We start from the raw sequence: 22,870 nt of genomic DNA on the forward strand, positions 1-22,870 counted from the left end.
TGTACCGACCGCCTCGTGGAGGGGCGCGGCTCGGGCCCACGGCGCGACGGACTCGCCATCGCCCACCGGGCCGCACTCCACCGAAGGGACGGAACCTACGCGGGCTGCTCCGGTGCCGAGGCCTTGATCACCGAGAAGGTGCCGCCCTGGGGGTCCGACAGGACGGCCATCCGGCCCGCCGCCATGTCGAAGGCCGGGGCCATGACGTTGCCCCCGGCCCGTACCGCCGCGGCCTGGATGCTGTCCACGTCGTCGACGTGGAAGTACGGCAGCCAGTGCGGTGGAACCCCGGCCGGCAGTGCCGAGAGGTCCATCATCCCGCCGACCGCGCGGCCCCCCACCTTGAACTCGATGTACCCCTCGGCACCCGGCATCTGCGTCGGGGCGGTCGTGATCGGGAGGACGGCGGCGTAGAACGTGGCCGCGGCGTCGGTGTCACCGGTGCTCAACTCGTTCCAGATCAGGGCGCCGTGCTCGTTGACGATGCCCGCGCCGTCGAAGCTCCCGGCCTGCCAGAGGCCGACGACCGCGCCGGTCGGGTCGGTGATGACGGCCATCCGCCCGAGGTCCATCACGTCCATCGGGCCCATCATGACGCTGCCGCCCGCGTCGGTGACCGACTTGAGGGTGGCGTCGATGGAGTCGGTGGCCAGGTACGTCGTCCAGACGGTCGGCGGCAGCGGATCGGGCACGGTGCCGTCCGGGTTGGACGCCTTCATGATCCCGGCGACCGGCTTGCCCTTGAGGGTGCAGACCGAGTACCCGCCGGTCTCCGGCGGACCGACCTCGCCCTGCCAGCCGAAGAGGTCGCAGTAGAAGTCGAGGGCGGCCTGCTGGTCGGGGACCATCAGGTCGATCCAGCAGGGGGTGCCGGGCTTGTAGGGGCCGTTCATGTCGGGCACGGAAGCCTCCGCGTGGCGGGGAAGGGGTCGGACGGGCCTTCCCCTTCCCTGCCCCCGCGACCCGAACCGGGCCGAACGGGTGAACGCCGCGGTGAACGCCGCGGTGAATGCCGCGGTGAATGCCGCCCTGCGGGGAGGATCAGACCTTGGCGCCCGGCTCCAACCACTCACTCCAGCAGTACGGTTCGAGGACGAGCTCCAGGGCTTCCCGCCCGTTGTTCGTGACCGGGAGCCGGGCGACCGGAGCCGCCGGATCCCACGGCTCCGGCGGCGCGAGCACCACCGGTGCCACCGCTTCCGCCGGCGCCACCGCTTCCGCGTCCTTGGCCGACGGGGCGCCACGGCCCGCCGCCGGACCCCGTTCCCCCAGACGTTTCCAGAACATTCGGGGAGCGTACCCGCCGCTCCTGCGGGGCTCAGCTGTCGGGCATCAGCCGGGCCGCTTGGCCATGACGACCAGACCCGGCCCGCTCAACTCATCCGCGGGCAGCCGAAGTTCGGCGACCGGGCGCAGTCCGGCCCGCTCGATCAGGTCCACGAGTTGCTCCGGCCGCCATTTGTGTGTCGTCCAGCGAACGGGTACGCCTCCGTACGCTTCGGTGCGCACCGCGTCCTCGTCGCCGACGTGCGTTGCGGTGATGAAGTGTCCGCCCGGCTTCAGGGCACGCGCGAACATGGCGAGAACCTGAGGAAGGACCTCACGGGGGAGGTTGAACAGCGACCACCACCCCAGCACGCCGCCGAGCGACGCCTCACCAAGGTCGAGGTCCGTGGCAGAGGCGACGCCGAAGCGGCATTGCGGATGGAGACGGCGCGCGTTCTCGATCATGCGGGGAGAGAGATCGACCCCGGACACGTCGAGTCCGCGCTCGGCGAGGTAGCCGGTCACCGTTCCGGGGCCGCAGCCGACGTCGAGGACGGGACCGAGGCCGCTCACGGTGTCGGCGAAGGCGTCGATCGAAGCCTTGAGCCACGGATGGCGACGGATGTCGCCGAACCCCGTCGTCACCACCATGTGGGCGTAGTTGTCGGCGACCCGGTCATACGACTCGCGAACCACGTCGAGATCGGCCGGACGGTCAATACGGTGTGCGCGCATCGGCCAAAGATAGGACCGTGCGGCTCCAGTGGGCTCCAGTCGGCTTGATCCGACTTAATCCGGCTTCACTTCGGCCTCAGCGGACGACCTTGATGCCGAAGTGGCCGCCGAACTGCTGCCCGAGGCCGAGGCCGAAGATGTCGGTCCAGCCGTACGCCTTCAGCAGCCCCGCGACCTGCTGCCTCGCGTCCTCGTGGTCGCCGGCGACGAACATGGTGCCCACCTCGTGACCGAGTTCTACGAGCTTGGCGGCGTGCGCGCGGCCACCGTAATGGGCAGGCCCAACCCTAGGAGCCTTTCAGGACAAGACTTGTCCTTTGATACGGGCATAGTGGAATGCATGACGAGTGACACGACCGCCCGGATGCTGCGTCTGCTGTCCCTGCTGCAGACCCGCCGGGAGTGGGCCGGCCTCGACCTAGCCGACCGGCTCGGTGTGACCGTGCGCACCGTACGCCGCGACATCGACCGGCTGCGCGGGCTCGGCTACCCCGTCGACAGTGCCCGCGGCCACGGAGGCGGCTACCGCCTCGCCTCCGGTACGGACCTGCCGCCGCTCCTCCTGGACGACGACGAGGCCGTCGCGGTCGCCGTAGCCCTGCGCACCGCCGCAGGGGGACTGTCCGGGATCGAGGAGACGGCCCTGCGCGCGCTGGCCAAACTCGAACAGGTCCTGCCGCGCCGCCTGCGCGGCCAGGTCACCGCCCTCCAGGGCGCCGTCGCCGGCATCACCTGGGAGGATCGCGGGCCGCGCACCGCCCCGGCCCTCCTCGCCGCGCTCGCCGTCGCCTGCCGCGACCACGAGGTCCTCACCTTCGACTACACCACCCGCCACGGCGCGACCGCGTCCCGCCGCGCGGAACCCTGCCACCTGGTCGCCTCGGGCAGCCTCTGGTACTTCCTCGCGCACGACGTCGCCAAGGACGACTGGCGCGTCTTCCGCCTCGACCGCATGTCCGGCCCCACCCCGACCGGCCGCCGCGTCCCGGCGCGCCCCGTGCCCGGCGGTGACCCCGCGGCCTTCGTCGCCGAGCGGCTCTCGGCCGCCCCCACCCGGTACCGCGCCATCGCCACCGTCCACGCGTCCGCCGCTCGCGTACGCGCCGAAACCCGGGGCCTGGCCACCCGTATCCGTGCCGGGTCCGACGACGACACCTGCCTCGTCGACGCCTCCGACGACTCCCTGACCCGCATCGCGCAAACCCTCGCGGCCCTGGGCACCGACTACACCCTCGACGCCGACCCGGAGGTCTTCAGCCACCTCGACGCCACGGCCCACCGCACCCTGCGCGCCATCGGCTGACCCCGATCCGGCGCAAGAGGGGATCGCTGGTGCGGCGGCCCTGCCGCTGACAGCATGCCCCTGTGATCGTCTCCCGAATCCACGTCCCAGAGGCTCTCGCCGCCTCCCACCGTGCGCGTTCCGGGACTTGCGGGGAAGCGTGGATCGCCGGGCTCCCGGCGCTCGCCTCGGACTGTCTGGACCGCTGGGAGCTGCGTCTCGACGGGGCGCCGAGCCACGGCGCGGTCGCTCTCGTGCTTGCGGTGGTGCGCGCCGACGGCGCCTTGGCGGTGCTCAAGCTCCAACCAGTGGACGACGAGACACGGTGCGAACCCCTGGCGCTGACCGCATGGGCGGGAAGGGGCGCGGTCCTGCTCCTCGAAACCGCTCCCGTGAGCGGCGCCATGCTGCTGGAGCGCCTGGACGCCGGACGTTCGCTGGCCGCCGTCGGCGACGACACGACCGCCTTGCAGATCCTGTCCGAGGTCCTGTCCCGCCTGGTTGCCCGCCCGGCCCCCGAAGGAGTGCGCCGCCTGGCCGACATCGCGGCGGCCATGCTGGACGCGGCGCCCGTCGCACTGACGCGCCTCGCACGTCCCGCCGACCGCCGACTGGCGCAGACCTGCGCGGCGGCGATGCGGGAGCTCTGCGACGAGCCGGGTGATCGCCTCCTGCACTGGGACCTGCACTACGACAACGTCCTGGCTCCCCTTCCCGCCGCCGCAGAGCGGGAGCCCTGGCTGGCCATCGATCCCAAACCCCTCGCCGGAGACCCGGGTTTCGACCTGCTGCCCGCCCTGCGGAACCGTTGGGACGAGGTGGTGGCTTCAGGGGATGCCGCACGGGCGGTCCTGCGGCGCTTCGACCTGATGACCGAGGTCCTCGGCCTCGACCGGCAGCGCGCCGCCGGGTGGACGCTCGGCCGGGTCCTGCAGAATGCGCTGTGGGACGTCGAAGACGGCGAGACCTCGCTGGATCCCGCGCAAGTGGCCATCGCCACAGCACTGCTGACCCACCGTTGACCCGTACGGGAGGCCGGGACGGGGCCCGGATCTTTGTGGGTTCTGCCAGTACGGACGCCTGCCGTCGTGTGGAGAGACTGCCAGTCAGAGCCGCGGCGCGTCCCGAGGAACGGGGCCGCCCGCGGCCGACGACATGACCGCACACGGGGAGGACCGCACGATGAGCGCGCAGCAGTACGACGAAATCGGTGAGGCGTACGAGGGCTTCAAGGCACTGCCGCTGGAACAGTACGCGGTGGTGCCCGGCTTCCTGGCCCTGGTCGGGGACGTGACCGGCAGGTCGATCCTCGACCTGGCTTCCGGCACCGGCTTCTACAGCCGCGAGTTCAAGCGGCGCGGCGCCACGGACGTGCTCGGCATCGACATCTCCGGCGAGATGGTCTCCGTGGCGCAGGCGCTGGAGGAGCGCGAGCCGTTGGGGGTGCGCTACGAGGTGGGCGACGCGTCCGAACTCCGGTCCTTCGAGGAGCGGTTCGACATCGCCCTGGCGGTCCAGCTGCTCAACTACGCGCCGGACATCGCCACCACGGAGCGGATGTGCCGCACCATCCACCGGAGCCTGAAGCCGGGCGGCGAGCTCTTCGCGCTCAACCAGTCGCCCGACTTCGGATTCGACGGGCCGACCCCCGAGAAGTACGGCTTCCTCAGCGAGCTGACCGGCGAGGAGGCCGAGACCGGCCCGCAGGTCCGGACCACCGCGCTGCTCGACCCGCCGGTCTCGTTCATCGCGAACCGCCCGCGCCGCGAGGTGTACGAGGACTCCCTGCGGGCGGCCGGATTCAAGGACCTGACCTGGGTCCCGATCCCGGTGTCGGAGGCCGGCGTGCACAAGTTCGGAGCCGAGTTCTGGGCGGACTTCCACACCAACCCCCCACTGGAGATGCTCCGCTGCCGCGCCTGACCCCCACCCGGACATCCCGACGACCGGCCCCCCCGTAACCCGCCCGGACGGGGCCGGGCCGCGCGGGCGGACCGGAGATCCGGCATTGGCCCCACCGAGGCCGGGGGTTGCTGAAAGCATCGGCACAACCGAACGAACAAGGGGGGCCCATGTCTTTCCGCATCCGCATGCTCACCGTCTCCACCACCGCCGTCGCCACCGCGGCGCTGCTCGCCGGCTGTAGCTCGACCCCGGTCGGGGAACTGAAGGACTGGTGGTCCTCCGGCGGCGAAGGCAGGGTCAAGGGGCTGTCCGACACTTCGGGCCGGGTCAACGACGTGAGCATGCGCCCGATGGACACCTGGGGCCCCGCCTGCCAGGAGCTGTTGACCGAAGTGGCGAAGGCCAAGAATCTCGCCACCGTTCCGAGCGAGAACGCCCAGGGCTTCTGGAAGGAAGCCCTGACCGCGTTCGAACACGGAGGCGACGAGTGCGTCGCCGGAGCCGGCAAGAAGGACGAGGCCCAGGCCTCCGCCGGCATACGCGAGGTACAGACGGGCATCAGCCGACTGTCATCCGCCGTGGCCATGATCAGGAGCGACCTGGCGGCCAAGTGACCCGCCGAGACCCCCACCGGGCACGGTCGGCTGGGACGCCGACAGCCACCTCCCGTCCTTCACCGTGCAGCACGCCGAAGCCGAGGCGATCACCGAGGACCTGCGCCTCGACCAGCCACTGGCGCCCCGTCCTCCGCGGCCTCCGAAGGACCACCCGTCCGCGGCGTCGTTCGCGCACCTGGGCCTGCCCAGCCCTGGCACCGTGCCGAACGCGGGAGCGGGCAGCGTCTGCCCACCGCGCCTGGGGGACAAGCGCAGGTCCTCGCTCCAGAGCATCGGCATCACCCTCCAGGACCTGGGAGACGGCCACACCCGGGTCCATCTCGGGGGACAGTGAGCGAGCCGGTCCGGTCGTCCCACGCCGGCACAAGTCACCCGACACCGCCCGGGCCGCCGTCAACCCGCTTGCGGTCGGCCCACCGTGTCGGTCGGGGTGGGGCCGGGCGCGCTGACGGCGGCGAGGCGGGTGGTGCGACGGACGAGGTGGTCCCGCCCGCGGGCGGAGACTGCCGACCCCCTTCACGGCGCACCGCACCGCCCGGGTACGTCCATCGTCCTGGCCGGCAGCCGGCAGCCGGCAGCCGGCAGCCGGCAGCGCGCGGCTGACGACCGTCGCACGGACGCGGCTACCTCATGGCATCCCGCCGGGCCGCCCCCTCACGAGATGATCGTGTTGAAGAACAGGACCCCCGCGGCAAACGCCGCACCACCCGCGAGCAGGCCAGCGGCCAGCGTGCCGCCCGCCAGCACGGTGAGTACGACAGCGGCCACGGCGGTCAGTACGCCGAGCAGCAGGATCACGGCCGACCGCTGCGACAGCAGGGAGGGCGGCGGGGTGTTCTGGGACAACATCAGCTCCAGGTGCGTCGAGTGAGCCCGTCCGCATCCGCGGCGGGCCGGGTGCTGGTGGTGTAGCTCGCGCCCGGCCCGCCTCCCCCGCCGGAGCACGTGTGAACTGAATCACATGGTGCGGGAGGGGGGAGACGGGAGGCCCGGACTTAAGACGTAGGGCGTGAGGCCAGACAGAGGGACCGTCAGGGGAGCCCGGACGCAAGGGAGCGGATGTGCCGACTGAGCTTGAGGGCGATGGCATCGCCGTCCGCGACCCGCTGCACGCGGGGCAGTCCGCCCCGGACAACCCTCTCGTCGAGCCGGTCAGCAGTGAGGACGAGGCAGAGCGCGCGCAGCGCTTACAGAGCGACGCGAAGATCGTCGAGATCTTGCGGGCAGACGGCTTCGAGGGACCCCGCTACGACAAGGTCGTCGAGCGGTTGACCGGCTACGCCTGGCCCACCATGGTCAAGTGGTGCGGTACCGGCGAGATCTTCCGCCGGACCGCCGCGGCCGGGCGCCCGGTGCCCCGCCACCTGATCGTCGCCGACTGGTCGCAGGACGACCGCCTTGAGATCTCCACGGACAGCGTGATCAACGGGATGGCGGTCTTCCGTACGTACGGGCTGGTCGAGGGGCGGTGGCACGCCGGAGGAGGCGCGAACCTCACCACCTATTGCATGGGCGCCGTGATCCGCGCCTTCGTCCCCGTCTACAAGGCATGGCACGAGGCGCGCAGGACCGGGCAGGCCGAGCTCCGCCGCTCCGGCACGGACGAGGAGGCCGACCCGATGGCCGCGATCCCCGACCAGCGCGCTCCGGACCCGTACCAGGTGGCTGCGACCAACGACGAGATCCGCCGGATCCTTCCGATGGTGAAGGACCCCAAGGTCCTGGAGGGCCTGGGCTGGTACGCCGTCGGCTGCACCCAGGAACAGGCTGCCCAACGCGCCGGCCTGACCCGCAAGGCCCTGGAGCGCCGGACCCATCGACTGAGGAACCGGATCAACGAAAGCGGAGTACGCCGGCTTGAGCCGGGGGAGGGGGAAGCACGATGAGCGTTCGGCGTGAGGGGTTCCTGGAGGACCTCGCCGAGACGGACACCGTAGACGACGTCGACTTCGATTCCCTCCTCGACGCCTCCAGCCTCGGGGCGCCCCACGTGATGGCTGCGCTGGGGTACGTACCCGACCCGGTGCGGCGGCGCATCCGGGAGGCGGTCGGTGCACCGTGCTCCGTCTCCTCGGCTTCGGCAGCCGTGCCGGAGGAGCCCGATCCGGCAGACCGGGGTGGTGAGACGGAGGAGGGTGGTCGGGCGCGAGCGCTCGTGCAGACGGACGGCGATCTACCAGCACCTCCAGCGACGGCCGAGGCCGAGCGGACTCTGCTGCTGAACGGGGTGCAGGAAGCCTCCCACCTCGTGCTCCACGGTCCAGCCGGAGTGGGGAAGTCGACGTTCATGGCCCTGCTCGCCCTCGAACTCATGAGCCGTACGGTGCACGACGCGGGCCGAATGCTGCTGATCAGCACCTCACAGAGCATCAGGTCGGTCGTCAGCCGGACGGCGGACCCGACGGTGACGGTCGGCCCGCCGGGCGAGCGCGGTGCCCTTGCCGAGCACCTCCTGCGCCGCGGGGTCCAGACGACCCTCGCCGGCCGGATCGGTTCCGGGGAGCTGGCAACGCCGAACGGCCCGGTGCGCGGTGGCCGGCCGCTCGTCATTCGGGGCTTCGGCGTGCCGACCGCCTTCGACGATGAGTTCCCTGAACTGCAGGATGCCGACCGGTACGCCTTCTTCCACAGCGCTCTGGCCGGGTATGTCGGACTGCGTGCAGATACTGATCCCCGGCGGCCGGCGGGGGGCGGGTGCGGGATCGGTGTGCTGATGGCGATGCGGTCCGCTCGGTCCGCTGACGATGCGCTGGATCGGCGTGTGAGGGAGCTACTGAACGCCGCCGATGGTCATCCGTCACTCATGCGGACGGACACGGGCTGGACGACGGCGTGGGCTTGTCTGGCCACGATGCTCGATGGGCGGGAGATTCCGGGGGACTGGGAGGAGCTCGGCTCGCCTCGCGGGCGTACCGGGCTGGAGGAAGCGGTGTACCGGCATGTGTTGGGAGTACACCGACGGACGGGCGCGATGGCGGACCTCGCCGCGCTCGGTGGGCTCGAACGCGTGCGCAGCTTTCCGGTCGTGCGAAACCCGGCTCCGTCGGCGGAGCGTGCTGTGCCACCGTCCGCTTCTCGGGTCGAGGGCCAGCATCCGTTGAGGAGTTGGCGGGAGTTCGAGGATGAGGACGAGGTGCTGCGCGCGCAGCTGATCATTCATCTGTGCGAGCAACCGGGAGGTGATGCCCAGTACCGGTTCGACGCGCGGCTGACGTACCGGCGTACGGATCCCTATGCGGTGGAGGCGGTGTTCAAACTGCCGGGCCATGACGACGGAGTCACCTGGGTACTGGCACGAGAGCTGCTGTGGGACGGCCTTCGCGGCACGGCGGGCGGGGGAGACGTCCAAGTGTGGAGCGAAGGCCCGACGCAGCCGACCGAACCCGGCCGCCGGCGTACCTACCTCCGGCTCACCTCGCCGGACGGGACGGCACTCCTCTTCATGCGCACCGATCACGTGGTGGAGTTCCTGGACCAGTCCCAGCGCATGGTCGCGCTCGGGGCCGAACCCGAGCAATTGGCCGGCAAACTGGCCGACCTGGAGCAACACCTGCACGAGCTCACTGCTTCGCCGGGCTGCAAGGACTGACCTGCGGCTGGACCGGCTGCTGCCCGGGGTTCGCGGTGATGGCCGGACTCGCCGGAAGCACGGGAAACCGGGTGCCCGCGCGCCGCCGGCGTGGTGGTGGGGCCTGTTCGTGCCGCGGTGACCGGGTGCGGGTGTGCAGGTCACAGGAGGTGGAAGGGCGGCATGACGGCAGTGACGTACAAGGTGCGTCGGCGCGGGATGGGCAGGACGTACATCCAACCTCCGCCGGGGAGGTCGATGCGGCGGACCCCGCCGTCGGCCGGGCCGCGGCCCGTCGTGGTCGGGTCCACGCCCATCGCGGCGAGCTCGACCAGGTCCGCCATCACCTGCTCGGCCTCGGCGACGACGGAGACCGCCAGCCCGGTGGTGACGTGGGCTTCGTCCGGTTCGTACTCCCAGCTCCAGTCGAGGTCGCTCACCGGCCGTCGCCCTGGCGCGTGAACCCGGCCTCGGCGTGAACGTCGAGGAGGATCGCGCGGATCTGCGCAAGGACACCCGGAAGGTCCGCGTCGTCGGCGCTCTGCGCCCGGTGCTCCAGGTCCCGCAGGCGGGACAGCCGCTCGGGGTTGCGGGCGTGCGCGACCTCCACGGCCCAGTACGAGACGAGGCGGTGGAGGGGGGCGGGGGAGACCTCGGCGCGCGCCTGGGCGACCGCCGCTGCGCGTTCCGCGTCGAACTCCGGCAGGCGGGAGGGAGCCAGGCGGGCGAGGGCGGTCCGCAGGTCCTCGGGCCTGGCGGCCGGCTGGGGGACTGCCTCCGGGCCGGACTCGGGTGCCGTACTCATGCCGCTGCCTTCCGTTGGGGTTCGGTGGAGAGGGTGCCCGAGGGAGCGATCAGGGTGATCCTGCCGTCGGCGTAGCCCTGGATGAGGACCTCGCACAGGGTCGAGACGTCGGGGGCGAGGGCGGTGTCCGCCACCACCGCGGGCACCGGCCCGGATCCCTGTGCCCGGGCAAGACCGGCGCGTTCCAGGGCGCGGTTCCAGACGGTGTCGGGGATCTCGATGTTGGCGCGGTAGGTGCCGAGGGTGGCGCTGGTGACACGAGCGATGGTGATCGTGCCCGTCGCGAATCCCGCGAGGAGGTGCTGGACGGCGCGGGTGGCAGCCAATCCGTCGCGCTTTGCCCGGGCGGTGCCGCTGAGCCAGATGTCGCCGTCGAGCTTGAGGGTATGGCGTCCGGCCCGGGCCATCGTGTTCCTCCTCAGGAGGTCAGGCGGGCGGACGCTCGCTACGAACGGTCGTCGCCCGTAGCAGAGTCTACGCCAAAATGGCGGAAGCGGGCAGGCTGTGGCGGCGCAGGCCAGCAGGGAGAAGGGCCGAAGATGTGCGAGCCCATGCTGCCGACCGGTCGGGCGGTTGCGCTGCCCAAACCGGGCACCTGGCGGGGGAGCGGTACACGCTGATCGCGGCGCCGACTACGGCACCTGTCGTGTCCGACCGTTCTCGGGAGCGGTATGCGCCGATCGCCGGATTCAGAGTACCCAAGAACGGCCCATCGGCCGCGTAGAGTCCCCGGCCAGCAAGACTGCTCCCCGTACCCGCGGGGATGAACCCGCAGCATGCGTCGGGATCTTCTGTCCTGTGCGCGGTGGTCCAGCCGGCCGCTGCAAAGCCTGACCGGAGCCCGAAGCCGGGCCACGCACCGCTGCACGATGGGGGTGCCGGCCGCGCACCGGGGCCGGGCCGCCGAAATCAGGTGGCAGGAGGCTTTCCGCGAGCGACATGATCCGGACATGCACCATTCCTACGCGCCCGTCGGCAGGCAGTGACGTGCTGGCCCACGTCTACCGCGTCACCAAGTACGATCCCACCGACCGTGATCGGCACGGTCACTACACGGGCACCGAAGAGGCGCTCAGCGACCACGGGCCGGTCGAAGCCGCTTATCTGGAGGCCGTCGCCGCTTTCGCGGCGGAAACCGGCATCGACTGCCTGACCGTACGCGAGCCGCAGCTCGGGGCGGGTTTCGCCGGGTTCGGCGCGGGCGAACCGGCCGTCGAGAGCCACGGCCTGGACCGGCTCTTCCCGCCCGGCCGCGCGGGCTACCACGACGGCGCGCAGGTCTCGCTCGCCCTCGCTCTGGAACTGGTGCGGGCGATGCTCCGGGGCAGTGGTGCCTGGTGCCGCCTGGAGGTGGAGGGCAGGTTCACGATCCACGTCGGATGGGACCAGTACGTCTACGTCGCCAGTGTCGCCCCCTGCGCGGCGGCGGTGGCCCGCACCCGCGCACTCGGATTGTTCCCCGAGCGTCTGGAAGCCTCCCCCTACGACGCCGAGGTCGACGAGTCGGGCGTACAGCGGCCCGCTGATGACGACTTCTGGGCCCGAGTCCGTTGGTGCGTCGCGACGCGCCAGGCGGCGCTCCTCGAAGAGAACCACGTCGGCAACGCCGCGCGCTGGCACCGGCTCGATGCCGACTCCCTGGACGACGTTCGAGCTCGGCTGGCTCCTCGCTCCCGCTTGGCCCTCTGGCCTGACCTTTCCCCCGACGTAGGCGCCGTCCTCGCCGATCTGCCGGAGGAAGGCCTGATCGAGTTCGTCTGGGAGGACGAGGACGGCCGGATCGCGAGCGTCGTCGCCGACGAGAGCGAGTTCGCAGAACTCGCGGCGTACGTCTCCGGTGCCCGCGCCGCATCCGCCCTGTCCCCCTACGTCGACGAACGGCAACCGCTCATGACGGCCGTCCTGCCCGACGAGGACGGCGTCCTGCGGGCGCGCTGGAGGACCGAGCCGACTGCCGACGACCGCGACTGGGCGTTCCTCACCACCCTGCAGCGAGGACAGATCTGCACCGGCACCGTCATCGCCATGCCCGATTTCGGCGTCACCTTCGTCGACATCGGTGGTTTCACCGCGATGATCAACCTTCCCGAGGTGTCCCGGCGTCACATCGACCACCCCTCCGACGTACTGACGGTGGGCCAAGAGGTCACGGCCGAGATCCTCGACGTCGACCTGGTCCGGCAGCGGGTGCCGCTGTCGCTCAAGGCGCTGGAGGAAGACCCGATGCCGGCGCTCGTGCAGCAGGTCGGCCTGCGCCCTCCGGCCAGTCGGCCAGGGGTACGTCCTGCTTGAGGAGTCGCGCGACCCCGATCAGCGGTACGCCGGGGACGTTGGACACCGGCACCCGGCGGATCCGCTCCCACGTCACCTTGTCGAGCACGTCGGCACCGGAGAGCTTCACCCGCACCTCGACCATGTGCGGCCCCTGACACCGGGGCCACTCCTCGTCGTCCGGCCACAGCAGCGGACCACCGACATGACCGGCGTACGGCGACGGCTCACCCGCCCCGGGGCGCAGCAGCACGGCCTTGCGGGCGTACGGGACAAGGGCGGGGCGGCGGGGGATAGGCTCGCCGTTCAGCTGGTCCCGGGAGGAAGTGGTGGTGGTCGTGGTCCGGCCGCGCGTGGGTGTCGCCGTGCTGACGATGGGCGACCGGATGCCCGCTCTGTTGGCCTTGCTGGCTTCGGTGGCCGAGCAGGACGAACCGGCGGCCCGGGTCGTGGTGGTCGGCAACGGCACGGCCTTGCAGGGACTGCCCGAGGGCGTGACCGGGGTGGAGTTGGAGGAGAACCTGGGGGTGTCCGGCGGCCGGAACGTCGCCTGGCACCGCCTGCGGGACTTCGGGGACGTCGACGTCCTGGTGGACCTGGACGACGACGGCCTGCTCATCGAGACCGACGTCTTCCGGCGGATCGCCGACCTGTACGCGGCGGACCGCCGGCTGGGCATCGTGTCCTTTCGGATTGCGGACGAGACCGGCCGGACCCAGCGGCGGCACGTGCCGCGTCTGCGGGCGGGTGACCCGATGCGGCGGGGCCCGGTGACGACGTTCCTGGGCGGTGGGCACGCCCTGTCGATGCCGATGTTGGAGGAGACCGGGGGCTGGCCGGACGCCTTCTTCTTCACGCACGAGGAGACGGACCTGGCCTGGCGGGCGGTCGACCGGGGCTGGGACGTTCTGTACGAACCGGCGCTGGTGCTCCAGCACCCGAAGACGTCGCCGGCCCGCCACGCGGTCTACTACCGGATGACGGCCCGCAACCGGGTCTGGCTGGCCAAGCGCCATCTGCCCGCGCCGCTGGTGCCGGTCTACCTCGGCGTGTGGGTGGCGCTGACCGTGGCCCGCATCCGTTCCGCGGCGGGGCTGCGGGCCTGGTTCGGCGGGTTCGCCGAGGGCGTCAGTACGTCCGGCGGGCCCCGGCGCCCGATGCGCTGGCAGACCGTCTGGCGGCTGACCCGCCTGGGGCGACCGCCGGTCATCTAGGCCGCGGCGATTTCCCGCCGCAGCCGGTCCGGGGCGGCGGCCGGGGTGTTCCGTAGCCACTGCACGTAGCGGGCCACGCCCTCGGTGACGCTGCTGGTCGCGCACGGCTGCAACGGGCTACACCCCGGTGGTCGGCGGCGCGGACGCCCTGCGGTACGGGCAGCTGTCCCACGTCGACCAGATCTACCTGCGGATGGAGACCTACCGGGCCGCGAACGCCGCCCTGATCGACGCCCAGGCGTCGATCCCGCTCGCCCGGGCGTGGGGCGGCGGCCTGGTCGCCTCCATGGACGGCATGCGCTTCGTCGTGCCGGTGCCCTCGGTGTACGCCAGGCCGAACCCGAAGCATCGAGGACCAGATCAGCGCGCTCGGCCGGGTCCTCAACGCCCCGGTGCTGTTCAACACCTGCTACGTGGATGCCGCCCTCACGCAGCCGGGCGGATGTAGTGGGGCCCGCAGGCGGGAAGGGCCAGGTCGGCCGGCTTTCCGGTGGGCGCGGGTTCAGGAAGGGCGGCTGATGGCGGTGATGCCGGCGAGGATGAGGTCGATGCCCGTGAGGAACTGCTCCCGGTCGTCGTGCTGGCGCATCTGGTCGGCGATGGCGTGGAGGAACGGGTAGTCGCCGGCGTCGAGGCTCTTCCACGCCTTGGACGCGGAGTCGAGGAATTCGGCGCGCTGCGCACCGGCCCGCGGGGCCGCGATGTCGTCCGCAGTGTCGGTGGGCTGGGCGTTCTGGCTGGTGGCGCCAAGGATGTAATGCACCAGCGTCGAGGTCGTGGCGAACCAGTCGCTCCGTGGAATGCCCAGCGTGCGCACGCGCCCGCCGATGCTCTCGAAGACACGTGGTGTCACCGCTCCCCAGGGGCTGCGGGTGACCTGCACGGCGAGCTGGGTGGCGAGCCAGGGGTGTTCGGCGACCGCGTCGTACAGGCCGAGGGCGGCGGCGCGGATCTGGTCGCGGCCGGTGTCCTCGGCCCCGGGAGCCGTTACGGGCTCCTGCGGGGCGGGGAAGGCGGGAAGGGCGGCGGCGACGACGCTCTCGGTCGCGGCCTGCAGCAGCTCGCCCATGTTTCCGACGTGGTGGTAGATGGCCCCGGACCCGGTGGAGAGGCGGTCCGACAGCGCGCGGACCGTCAGAGCTTCCGCCCCCGCCGTGTCCAGCAGACCGACCGCCGCCTCGATGATGCGCTCGCGCGAGAGCACCTGCCTGCGCCTTCGTGACTGGGGTGTCGGTGTGGTCATGCCCTCATCCTGCCAGGTTTGGTGCACCGCTCCAAACATGGAGTACGGTTCCAATATTGGAGCAATGCTCCAAGGCTGTGGCTTCGCGCTTCACGGAGCACGGTCCCGCCCCGACGAGCCCCAGAGCCCGAGCCCCAGAGCCCTGGCCGGCCCGGGGACTCGCGACTGGAGGAGAACCGACATGCACGACGTGGTGATCGTGGGAGCCGGGCCGGTGGGCCTGTTCCTCGCCGGCGAACTCGCCCTGGCCAACTGCTCGGTCCTGGTACTGGAGAAGAACCCGCAGGCGGCCTCGCCGTTCTGGGCGCTCCCGCTGGGGATGCGGGGCCTGAACGCCGGGTCCGTCGAGGCGTTCTACCGCCGCGGGATGCTCACGGCCCTCCTGGACGCCTCACGCGCCGACGCGCAGCAGGTCGGCGCGCACCCCGACGCGCACGAGGCGCCCGCCCCGCGCGACGTGAGCCACTTCGCGGGCCTGCGCCTGGACGCCGCCGACATCGATACCGGCGCCCTCCCGCCCCGGCTGCCCGGCCCGGCGATGGAAGGGATCATGACCAGCCTCGAAGCGGTCACCGGCGTCCTGGAGGAGCGGGCGGTCGCGCTCGGCGCGCGGATCGTGCGCGACGCCCCGCTCGAAGCCGTCGACCAGGACGGCGACGGCGTCCTGGCCCGGGCCGGCGGCCGCGAGTACCGGGCGCGCTGGCTCGTGGGATGCGACGGCGGACGCAGCACGGTGCGCCGCCTGGCGGGCTTCGACTTCGTCGGCACCGAGCCGCTGTTCACCGGCTACGTCGCCCGCGTCGTCTTCGAGGACCCGGCCGAGCTGCACCTGGGCTTCAACTCGACGTCGACCGGCATGTACCTGCGCACGCCCTTCGAAGGGCACCTGGGCATGATGGACTTCGACGGCGGCGCCTTCGACCGCTCCCAGCCGCTGACGCGCGACCACGTCCAGACGGTCCTGCGCCGCATCTCCGGCACCGACGTGACGATCAACGAGGTCCACCTCGCCTCCAGCTTCACCGACCGCGCCATGCAGACCAGCACCTACCGCAACGGCCGCGTCCTGCTCGCCGGCGACGCCGCCCACATCCACTCCCCGCTCGGCGGCCAAGGGCTCAACCTCGGCATCGGCGACGCCATGAACCTCGGCTGGAAGCTCGCCGCCACCCTCCACGGCACCGCCCCCGCAAACCTGCTCGACACCTACACAGCCGAACGCCACCCCGTCGGCGCCGCCATCCTCGACTGGTCGCGCGCCCAGGTCGCCACGATGAACCCCGGCCCCAACACCCCAGCCCTGCGCCAGCTCGTCCACGACCTGCTGCGCACCATCGACGGCACCACCCACGTCTTCCGCACCACCTCCGGGCTCGCCCACCACTACGACCTGGGCGACGACCAGCCGACCGTCGGCTTCACCGCCCCGGACTTCCGCTTCGGCGACGGCACCCGCCTCGGGGACCTGCTGCGCGAAGGACAGGGCGTCGCCCTCGACCTCACCGCCGCACAGACCCTGCGGGAGACCGCGACCCACTGGCAGGACCGAATCCGCTACGCCCCCGGCCCGGTCGCCAACGACCTCGGACTCGGCGCCCTGCTGATCCGGCCCGACGGCGTCGTGGCCTGGGCCGACGGCCCCGACCCCGACCCCGAGGCGTTCCGGCGCACCGCCACCCGCTGGTTCGGCGCCCCCACCGCCTGAGCGGGCGCGCGCCGACACCCGGCCTCCGGGACGGACCCGGACCCCCGTACACGACGAGGACACCCACGATGCCCATCGCACACCCCACCACCCCGGCACTGACGACCAGTCAGCCGCCCACCAGCTGCGATCAAGGCTTGGCGCCGGTTTTCGTTCCGATGTCAGCCCTTCGGTCCGATGCCCTTGAGCCTGGTCGGCGTTCCGGCTGGATCGAAGGAGTGGTGGAAGGTGAAGGCGTGCGGTGCGTAGCCGTGGTCGTGGAGATGTTCCAGCCTGGTAACCCCGTCCTGCCAGGTGGGTATCGCGCCGTCGGTGACCCACCAGAACACGTAATTTGGGTGTCCCGTCTTCTCGAACCAGTCGTAACGCCTGTTGAGCGCCACGCGGTGCAGACCGGTGTAGATGGAGTCGAAGGCGGATCCCAGGTCGGTCCAGAGGGAGAGGGTCGCTGCCAGGGCGGTGGTTTCCACCGTGCGGCCTTTCTCGTACCAGGCCGGAACGGCAAACTCTCCCCAGTCACCCCAGTCCGAGTCGAACATGCCCCGGCTACGGTCTGCCGCTTCAGCACGAGCGATATATCCGGGGTGCTGGCCGATCTCCCGGTAGACGGCGTCACCGCTTTCGTTGAACTCCCGCGTAAGACGTGCGGGATCGGCGACGGGTGACTGCAGGACGCCGAACGTGTACAGAGCAAGATGGGGCATGCGTTTCTCCACGGCTGAGGGGCCTGGTGTGGAAGTCCCTGACGGTCTCGTTGTCCGGGAGCGGACTCGATTCGGCGGCTTGCGCGTGGGGGCGGGAGCCGTGGTCGTGATCGGCACGTCCCCTTGCGGGTGACTCAGGCTGATGGAACCCCTGTGCGAGTGTGGGCGGCGCCGATGTCAGGAGAAGATAGCCCCCACTGCAGGCCTTGTCTAAGTTGCATTTTCCCTGTCCAAGTGGCCTCTTGCAGACGTCCTCGAAAGAGCTGAGGTGGCGAGGAGCGAGCGCCGTCACAGCAAGGGCAGCAGGGGGAGGGGCAGGGCCGGTGGCGTTCCTGATCGACGAACAACGCAGCGACTACGGCACGTTCACCGCCATGCCGGACGACGGGCAGCTGGTCCGCCCGCCTGTGGGGCATCCGCGTCGACGGCGCCCGCCTCCGCGTCCGTGCCGCCGATGCCACACGTCCCCTGTGGCTGCAGGAGGAGGGTCCGTACGAGAGGACGCCGGAGGATGTGGAGGACTTCCTGTTCCACCAGTACGGCGGACTGGCACCGTCCGACCTCGGCGATCCCGCACCCCACTTCCTCGGCAACGCCGCCCCGGAGCACCGGCACGCGCCGAACGACGCGACCGCGGTGCTGGGCTGTCTCTGCGGCATCTGGGAATGCTGGCCGCTGTTCACCCGCATCACCGCCGCCCCCGGGAGCGTCACGTGGTCCGCGTTCCGCCAGCCCCACCGCCCGGCTCGGGGCTACCTCGCCATCGGGCCGTTCGTCTTCCCCCGACCCGTGTACGAGGACGCGCTCGCGCACGTCGTCCATCTGGCCGAGGACCCACTCGCCCCGAGGGGCAGGCGCATGGCCAACACCTGGCACGGTGAGTTCCCCTGGCAGTACCTGCCGGCCTCCAAGGCGCACCCCTCCCCGGGCACGACTCCGGTGCGCACGTACACCCCGAACGCGTACGGGCTCCACGACATGGCGGGGAACGTGTGGGAGTGGACGTCCGACCACTACGCCGAGCCGCAGCGGCATCCCGATCCCGCGCCGCAGGCCTGCTGCGCTCCGGGCAACCCGCCGCGCAACCCCCGCGTCGGTCTCCCGGACCACGGGAACGCGGCCGCAGAGCGCTTCCCCCGCCGAGTCACCAAGGGCGGCTCGTACCTGTGCGCCCCGAACTACTGCCGTTAGCCGCTCGGCCGGCCCGTCAGCGCCCCAGCGCGTTGCGGACCGTCAGCCCGTGGTGGCGGCGCAGCCGGTGCATCTCCCACCAGGACAGGGCCGTGACGGTGACGGGTGCACCGAGGATGAAGACCGCCCGGGCGCCCGCCGGGACCTGCGGGTAGGCGCCCGTGACCACGTCCAGGACCGCCATCTCCCACACCAGGATGCCGGCGAGGACCGGCGGCACCACCTCGTGGATGTCGGCGGTCCGGAAGACGTGGACGAGCGACAGGCCGATGCCGTAGAGGGCGAAGCCGATCGACCACGCGCACAGCACCCCGATGACGATCTTCCCCGGCAGGCCGACGGCGTCCCGGAAGCCCGCCAACTCCGGCGCCATCGCGAGCGCCGAGGTGCCCATGGAGGCCATGATGGCCACCACCGCGCCGAGGGAGCGCAGGGCGCGTCGCAGGTAGACGCGCCGCAACCCGCCCCGCGCGACCGCCACGAACGCGCCGACCACAACCGGGAAGGTGCAGACCAGCACCAGGACGCTGGACCAGCTCTGGTTCAGGCGGTCGTCCGCCGCGGCCTTGACGTCGTCGGCGCTGACGACCGCCTTGTACGCGACCATCAGGCCCACCCAGGCCGCCAGCCCCAACACGGTCCGCCACAGCTGGAGCTTGCGCACCTGCGGATCGTGCACGATCCCGGGACGCGACGGACGGAAGGCCGACTGGGAGGCGTAGAACGGGTTGTAGAGGCCGCGCAGGATCTTCCGGCCCCGCGAGGGCTCGACGCGCGGCGGTGGAACCGGCGGATGGCCCCACCCGTACGGGTACCCCTGCGGCGGAACCGGCTGTGCGTACGGGTATCCGGGCTGCTGTGCGTACGGGTACCCCGGCTGCTGCGGGTACGGGTACCCCGGCTGCTGCGAGTACGGGGCTCCCTGCGGCGGGACCTGAGAGCCCGGGCCGGTCCGGCCCGCCGGCGGCGGAGCGCCCGCACCGGCTCCCGGACCCGCGCCCGCGTACCCGTCCCCGCCTTGACCGCTCATGCCACGCACCCCCGCCGTCCCGCCCTGCCGAACCCGGGCATCGTAGTCGCCCGCGAAGGCGACCACGGTCATGACCCGTCAGAGCCGGACGATGACGAGGGCGGCGTCGTCGGTCGCGCCTCCCGCCGGGAGCAGTTCCATCAGGACGGCGTCGGCAAGGCGTTCGGGGACGGCCGTACGGTGGCGGGTGAGCGAGTCGGCGAGGCGGGCGAGACCGGTGTCGATGTCCTCGCTGCGGCGCTCGATCAGGCCATCGGTGTAGAGGACGAGGGTGTCGCCCGCGGTGAAGGCGACGGTCGCCTGGGGCCGGGGGGCGTGGTCGGGGCGGGCGCCGAGCGGCGGATCGGTGGCCTGGTCGAGGAATTCGACGGTGCCGTCGGTGCGGAGCAGCGCCGGCGGCGGGTGGCCGGCGCTGCTGTAGGTGATGGTGTGGGTGTCCCAGTCGATGTAGGTTTCGACGGCGGTGGTGTTCTCGGCGCCTTCGACGGAACGGGCGTACAGGCCGAGGACCTCCAGGGCCTGGGCGGGGCCCTCGGCGACGCGGGAGGCGGCGCTGAGGGCGCTGCGGAGCAGGCCCATGACGCCGGCTGCGGGCAGGCCGTGGCCGACGACGTCCCCGACGGCGACGCCGATGCGGTCGCCGGACAGGTCGACGAGGTCGTACCAGTCGCCGCAGACGTTGAGCGAGCCGACCGCCGGCCGGTAGCGCACGGCGGCACGGTGGTGACCCACCGGCCCGGGAGTGGGCAGCATCGATTCCTGGAGGGCGAGGGCGACCTCCCGCTCGCGGGCGTGGGCCTGACGCAGCCGTTCGTTGACTTCCTGCAGCTCCCGGGCGCGGGTGTAGAGCTCGGCTTCCAGCACGCGGGTGTGGCCGCCTCCCGGGCCCCCGCGGGCCTTGATCAGCGCCGTGACCTCCTCGACGCGATGGACCAGCAGCACCACCTGGCCGTCCGCGTCGAGGACGGGGGCGTTGACCGGGCTCCAGTACCGCTCCTCCCACTCGCCGGGCCGTTCCGCGGACTCCACGTCGTAGCGTTGCAGTGCCATGGTGTCCCGCTCCCCGGTGGTGAGCACCCGCTTGAGTGACGCCTCCAGGTTGCGCGCGCCGGACGCGGAGGCGTCGTTCGGATTGTCGGGAAACACGTCGAACAGGTGGCGGCCCACCAGCTGCTCGCGCGTGCGCCCCGACAGGCGCACGAAGTCCGCGTTCACGTCCGCGTACTTGAGGTCGGGAGTCAGGAGCGCGACCATGCCGGGCAGCGCCTCGAACGCTGCCGCGTAGTTGATTCCCGCCTCCGCCATGCCGCCCGCCTAGCGCTCGGTAGCGTCCGTGATGTCCACGACAGGAGCATCGGCAATGGTGCGGGCGGCCGCGGTGAGGCTCACTGGCGGCGGCGTGCGCTTCACCGGAAAGCACCCCGTTCGGCGCGGGGCCCGGGACCCGCGGCGGTCCGCCCGGCCGCCGACGCGACGGCCCCGACCGGCGTAGCGCGTCCGGGTCGGGGTCGTCGTGGGGGCCTCGGGCTCCACTCGCGGGCGGAGGGGGGGCCAGCCCCGCCGGGAGGGGGCTACTTCACGTTGACCCCGGTCCAGGCGGCGGCCACCGCCTGGTACTCGGCGCCGCCCGTTCCGTACAGGTCGGCCGCGGCCTTGAGGGTCGCCGTCCGCGCCCCCGCGTAGTCCGTCGAGGAGGTCATGTACACCGACAGCGCCTTGTACCAGATCTTGTACGCCTTGGTCCGGCCGATGCCGGCCACGGTGGAGCCGTTGGCGGTCGGCGAGTCGTAGCTGACGCCGTTGATGGTCTTCGCTCCGCTGCCCTCGGACAGCAGGTAGAAGAAGTGGTTGGCGACACCGGAGGAGTTGTGGACGTCGAGGCGGCCGACGTTCTTGTCCCAGTAGTCCGCGGAGGCGCCGTCGCGGCTCGGCTTGTCCATGTACCGCAGCGGCGTACCGTTCCCGCGGATGTCGATCTTCTCGCCGATGAGGTAGTCACCGGGGTCGGAGGCGTTGGCGGCGTAGAACTCGACCGCGGTGCCGAAGATGTCGGAGGTGGCCTCGTTGAGACCGCCGGACTCCCGGGTGTAGCGCAGCCCCGCCGTCGAGGCGGTCAGGCCGTGCGACATCTCGTGGCCGGCGACGTCGAGCGAGGTGAGCGGCTTGGTGTTGTTCGCGCCGTCTCCGTAGGTCATGCAGAAGCAGCTGTCGTCCCAGAAGGCGTTGACGTAGGCGTTTCCGTAGTGGACGCGGGAGTACGCGGCGACGCCGTCGCCGCGGATGCCCAGGCGGCCCAGCTCGTTCTTGTAGAAGTCCCAGGTCACGGCGGCGCCGTAGTGGGCGTCGGCGGCGGCGGTCTGCCGGTTGGCGGGGGTGCCGTCGCCCCAGGTGTCGTCGGCGTCGGTGAACAGGGACCCGGTTCCGTTGGTGCCGCCGGCCAGGTCGTAGGTCTTGTGGCCGCCGCGGGCGGTGTCGTTCAGCTCGAACTGCGAGCCGTTGGCCTTCGTGCCGAGGGTGACCGAGCCGCTGTACTCGCTGGCGCCGATGCCCGTCTCGATGTCGTCGTACGAGTAGAGCACCTTGCCGCTGCGGGCATCGGTGATGGTGTGCAGCTTGCTCGGCGTACCGTCGGCCCCGACGCCTTCGGTGACGCCCTCCCAGGCCAGTACCGGCGCTCCGCCGGCGGCCCAGACGACCTTGCGGGCACCCTTGGGGGCCGCGAGGGAAGCGACCTTGGTGTCGACGGATATCCGGGCCTCGGAGGCCTTGGTGGTGGAGCGCGCGCCGTTCTTGGCGGCGTGCACGACCAGGTCGCCGCCGAGCACCGGCAGGCCGGCGTAGGTGCGTTCGTAGCGCGTGTGGACGGTGCCGTCCGCGTCCTTGACGACGTCGCGGGCCACGAGCCCTTCCTGGTCGCCGAGGCCGATGGCCTTGGCGGTGGACGGGGCGTCGGACTGCGCCTCGGCGATCGCGGAGGCACGCGCCGTCCCGGTCAGCGAGACGGCCGTGGCGCCGGCCTCGCGCTCGGCGGCGGCGTTGGCGGGACCGCTCTGGACGGCGAGGGCCACCATCGCGGCCGAGGCGACGAGAGCGGCGGCGCGCAGGGCGTGAACACGGCCGCGGGAGGTGGGGGTTGAGGACGTGGGGTGAGTCACTCGTTGCTCCTTGGCTTGCCAGTGGGGGAAGGGGCAGTGGTGGAGACAGTGCCAGCAAGTCACCCCTGATTGGCAGGTGCGCAACAAGAATTTGACCTTCTCGTTGTCCGGAGAGCGCACGGCGGTGTCCGCTCGGCGGTGAATGCGCCCGGTATCGGAAGGAGTTGGTCCGCTACCGC

The 22,870-nt window shown here is 71.6% G+C and carries 24 protein-coding genes and 1 pseudogene; 12 read left to right on the top strand and 13 right to left on the bottom strand.

What is annotated here, in order from left to right:
* Positions 1 to 95 precede the first annotated feature (95 nt).
* The 4 genes from OG974_RS31285 to OG974_RS31300 form a co-directional block, all read right to left on the bottom strand.
* The gene (locus OG974_RS31285) at positions 96 to 893 is read right to left on the bottom strand and encodes a VOC family protein (protein ID WP_331735470.1); all 798 of its coding nucleotides are present in this window, start codon (positions 891 to 893) and stop codon (positions 96 to 98) included.
* 148 nt (positions 894 to 1,041) lie between these two features.
* Positions 1,042 to 1,287, bottom strand: a complete 246-nt coding sequence (locus OG974_RS31290; protein ID WP_327286259.1) for a hypothetical protein — start codon at positions 1,285 to 1,287, stop codon at positions 1,042 to 1,044.
* Positions 1,288 to 1,332: 45 nt separating this feature from the next.
* Positions 1,333 to 2,001, bottom strand: coding sequence for a class I SAM-dependent methyltransferase (locus OG974_RS31295; RefSeq protein ID WP_327286260.1), 669 nt, complete (start codon positions 1,999 to 2,001; stop codon positions 1,333 to 1,335).
* A gap of 76 nt (positions 2,002 to 2,077) precedes the next feature.
* A complete protein-coding gene (locus tag OG974_RS31300; RefSeq protein ID WP_329316792.1) occupies positions 2,078 to 2,215 on the bottom strand; it encodes a hypothetical protein in 138 nt (45 codons plus the stop codon).
* A gap of 126 nt (positions 2,216 to 2,341) precedes the next feature.
* Between OG974_RS31300 and OG974_RS31305 the strand changes: the two genes are divergently transcribed.
* From OG974_RS31305 to OG974_RS31325, 5 genes are all read left to right on the top strand, one after another.
* Positions 2,342 to 3,304: a WYL domain-containing protein gene (locus OG974_RS31305; protein WP_327286262.1), complete on the top strand. Its 963-nt coding sequence runs from the start codon at positions 2,342 to 2,344 to the stop codon at positions 3,302 to 3,304.
* 62 nt (positions 3,305 to 3,366) lie between these two features.
* A complete protein-coding gene (locus tag OG974_RS31310; protein ID WP_331735155.1) occupies positions 3,367 to 4,305 on the top strand; it encodes an aminoglycoside phosphotransferase family protein in 939 nt (312 codons plus the stop codon).
* A 160-nt stretch (positions 4,306 to 4,465) separates the two neighbouring features.
* Complete coding sequence (locus OG974_RS31315; RefSeq protein ID WP_327286263.1) at positions 4,466 to 5,206, top strand: class I SAM-dependent methyltransferase; 741 nt, start codon at positions 4,466 to 4,468, stop codon at positions 5,204 to 5,206.
* 149 nt (positions 5,207 to 5,355) lie between these two features.
* A complete protein-coding gene (locus OG974_RS31320; RefSeq protein WP_327286264.1) occupies positions 5,356 to 5,802 on the top strand; it encodes a hypothetical protein in 447 nt (148 codons plus the stop codon).
* A 64-nt stretch (positions 5,803 to 5,866) separates the two neighbouring features.
* Entirely contained in the window at positions 5,867 to 6,139 is a 273-nt protein-coding gene (locus OG974_RS31325; protein ID WP_327286265.1) for a hypothetical protein, read from the top strand.
* A gap of 320 nt (positions 6,140 to 6,459) precedes the next feature.
* Here OG974_RS31325 and OG974_RS31330 read toward each other — a convergent pair whose 3' ends face one another.
* Positions 6,460 to 6,654 carry a hypothetical protein gene (locus tag OG974_RS31330; protein ID WP_327286266.1) on the bottom strand — a complete coding sequence of 65 codons (195 nt, stop codon included), beginning with the start codon at positions 6,652 to 6,654 and terminating at the stop codon, positions 6,460 to 6,462.
* A gap of 212 nt (positions 6,655 to 6,866) precedes the next feature.
* Between OG974_RS31330 and OG974_RS31335 the strand changes: the two genes are divergently transcribed.
* Together OG974_RS31335 and OG974_RS31340 are read left to right on the top strand one after the other, a co-directional pair.
* Entirely contained in the window at positions 6,867 to 7,691 is an 825-nt protein-coding gene (locus tag OG974_RS31335) for a hypothetical protein (RefSeq protein WP_327286267.1), read from the top strand.
* Entirely contained in the window at positions 7,688 to 9,394 is a 1,707-nt protein-coding gene (locus OG974_RS31340) for an SsgA family sporulation/cell division regulator (protein ID WP_331735160.1), read from the top strand. The genes OG974_RS31335 and OG974_RS31340 overlap by 4 nt, the downstream gene beginning before the upstream one ends.
* A gap of 140 nt (positions 9,395 to 9,534) precedes the next feature.
* Here OG974_RS31340 and OG974_RS31345 read toward each other — a convergent pair whose 3' ends face one another.
* Genes OG974_RS31345 through OG974_RS31355 form a run of 3 tightly spaced genes read right to left on the bottom strand, consistent with a single transcriptional unit; the run spans position 9,535 to position 10,585 of the window.
* Complete coding sequence (locus OG974_RS31345; RefSeq protein WP_327286270.1) at positions 9,535 to 9,813, bottom strand: hypothetical protein; 279 nt, start codon at positions 9,811 to 9,813, stop codon at positions 9,535 to 9,537.
* Complete coding sequence (locus OG974_RS31350; protein ID WP_327286271.1) at positions 9,810 to 10,178, bottom strand: hypothetical protein; 369 nt, start codon at positions 10,176 to 10,178, stop codon at positions 9,810 to 9,812. Before OG974_RS31350 ends, OG974_RS31345 begins: the two co-directional genes overlap by 4 nt.
* Positions 10,175 to 10,585 carry a hypothetical protein gene (locus OG974_RS31355; protein WP_329316803.1) on the bottom strand — a complete coding sequence of 137 codons (411 nt, stop codon included), beginning with the start codon at positions 10,583 to 10,585 and terminating at the stop codon, positions 10,175 to 10,177. The genes OG974_RS31350 and OG974_RS31355 overlap by 4 nt, the downstream gene beginning before the upstream one ends.
* A 580-nt stretch (positions 10,586 to 11,165) precedes the next feature.
* Between OG974_RS31355 and OG974_RS31360 the strand changes: the two genes are divergently transcribed.
* The 3 genes and pseudogenes from OG974_RS31360 to OG974_RS31370 all read left to right on the top strand — a co-directional run.
* On the top strand, positions 11,166 to 12,470 hold the full coding sequence (locus OG974_RS31360) for a S1 RNA-binding domain-containing protein (RefSeq protein ID WP_327286273.1): 1,305 nt from the start codon (positions 11,166 to 11,168) through the stop codon (positions 12,468 to 12,470).
* A gap of 317 nt (positions 12,471 to 12,787) precedes the next feature.
* A complete protein-coding gene (locus tag OG974_RS31365) occupies positions 12,788 to 13,663 on the top strand; it encodes a glycosyltransferase family 2 protein (RefSeq protein WP_331735472.1) in 876 nt (291 codons plus the stop codon).
* A gap of 90 nt (positions 13,664 to 13,753) precedes the next feature.
* Positions 13,754 to 14,018 (top strand): annotated as a pseudogene (locus tag OG974_RS31370) (Tn3 family transposase); the annotation flags it as partial.
* Between the two features lie 147 nt (positions 14,019 to 14,165).
* On the opposite strand, the gene OG974_RS31375 reads toward OG974_RS31370, so the two are convergent.
* On the bottom strand, positions 14,166 to 14,906 hold the full coding sequence (locus tag OG974_RS31375; RefSeq protein ID WP_328765556.1) for a TetR/AcrR family transcriptional regulator: 741 nt from the start codon (positions 14,904 to 14,906) through the stop codon (positions 14,166 to 14,168).
* A gap of 181 nt (positions 14,907 to 15,087) precedes the next feature.
* On the opposite strand from OG974_RS31375, the gene OG974_RS31380 reads away from it, so the two are divergent.
* A complete protein-coding gene (locus tag OG974_RS31380; protein ID WP_329316809.1) occupies positions 15,088 to 16,611 on the top strand; it encodes an FAD-dependent oxidoreductase in 1,524 nt (507 codons plus the stop codon).
* A 161-nt stretch (positions 16,612 to 16,772) separates the two neighbouring features.
* Here the strand turns inward: OG974_RS31380 and OG974_RS31385 are convergent, their stop codons facing one another.
* Positions 16,773 to 17,315: a DUF3291 domain-containing protein gene (locus OG974_RS31385; RefSeq protein WP_328765558.1), complete on the bottom strand. Its 543-nt coding sequence runs from the start codon at positions 17,313 to 17,315 to the stop codon at positions 16,773 to 16,775.
* 513 nt (positions 17,316 to 17,828) lie between these two features.
* Here OG974_RS31385 and OG974_RS31390 point away from each other — a divergent pair.
* On the top strand, positions 17,829 to 18,506 hold the full coding sequence (locus tag OG974_RS31390) for an SUMF1/EgtB/PvdO family nonheme iron enzyme (protein ID WP_331735168.1): 678 nt from the start codon (positions 17,829 to 17,831) through the stop codon (positions 18,504 to 18,506).
* Positions 18,507 to 18,522: 16 nt separating this feature from the next.
* On the opposite strand, the gene OG974_RS31395 is transcribed toward OG974_RS31390, so the two are convergent.
* The 3 genes from OG974_RS31395 to OG974_RS31405 all read right to left on the bottom strand — a co-directional run bounded on the left by OG974_RS31395 (position 18,523) and on the right by OG974_RS31405 (position 22,607).
* Complete coding sequence (locus tag OG974_RS31395) at positions 18,523 to 19,536, bottom strand: hypothetical protein (protein ID WP_371647164.1); 1,014 nt, start codon at positions 19,534 to 19,536, stop codon at positions 18,523 to 18,525.
* A 78-nt stretch (positions 19,537 to 19,614) separates the two neighbouring features.
* Positions 19,615 to 20,841 (bottom strand): SpoIIE family protein phosphatase, encoded by a 1,227-nt coding sequence (locus OG974_RS31400; protein ID WP_327286279.1) that lies wholly within the window; start codon positions 20,839 to 20,841, stop codon positions 19,615 to 19,617.
* A 266-nt stretch (positions 20,842 to 21,107) separates the two neighbouring features.
* Entirely contained in the window at positions 21,108 to 22,607 is a 1,500-nt protein-coding gene (locus OG974_RS31405) for a M4 family metallopeptidase (RefSeq protein ID WP_328765594.1), read from the bottom strand.
* Between the last annotated feature and the right edge of the window lie 263 nt (positions 22,608 to 22,870).

The sequence above is a fragment of the Streptomyces sp. NBC_00597 genome (assembly GCF_041431095.1).
GTDB lineage: Bacteria > Actinomycetota > Actinomycetes > Streptomycetales > Streptomycetaceae > Streptomyces.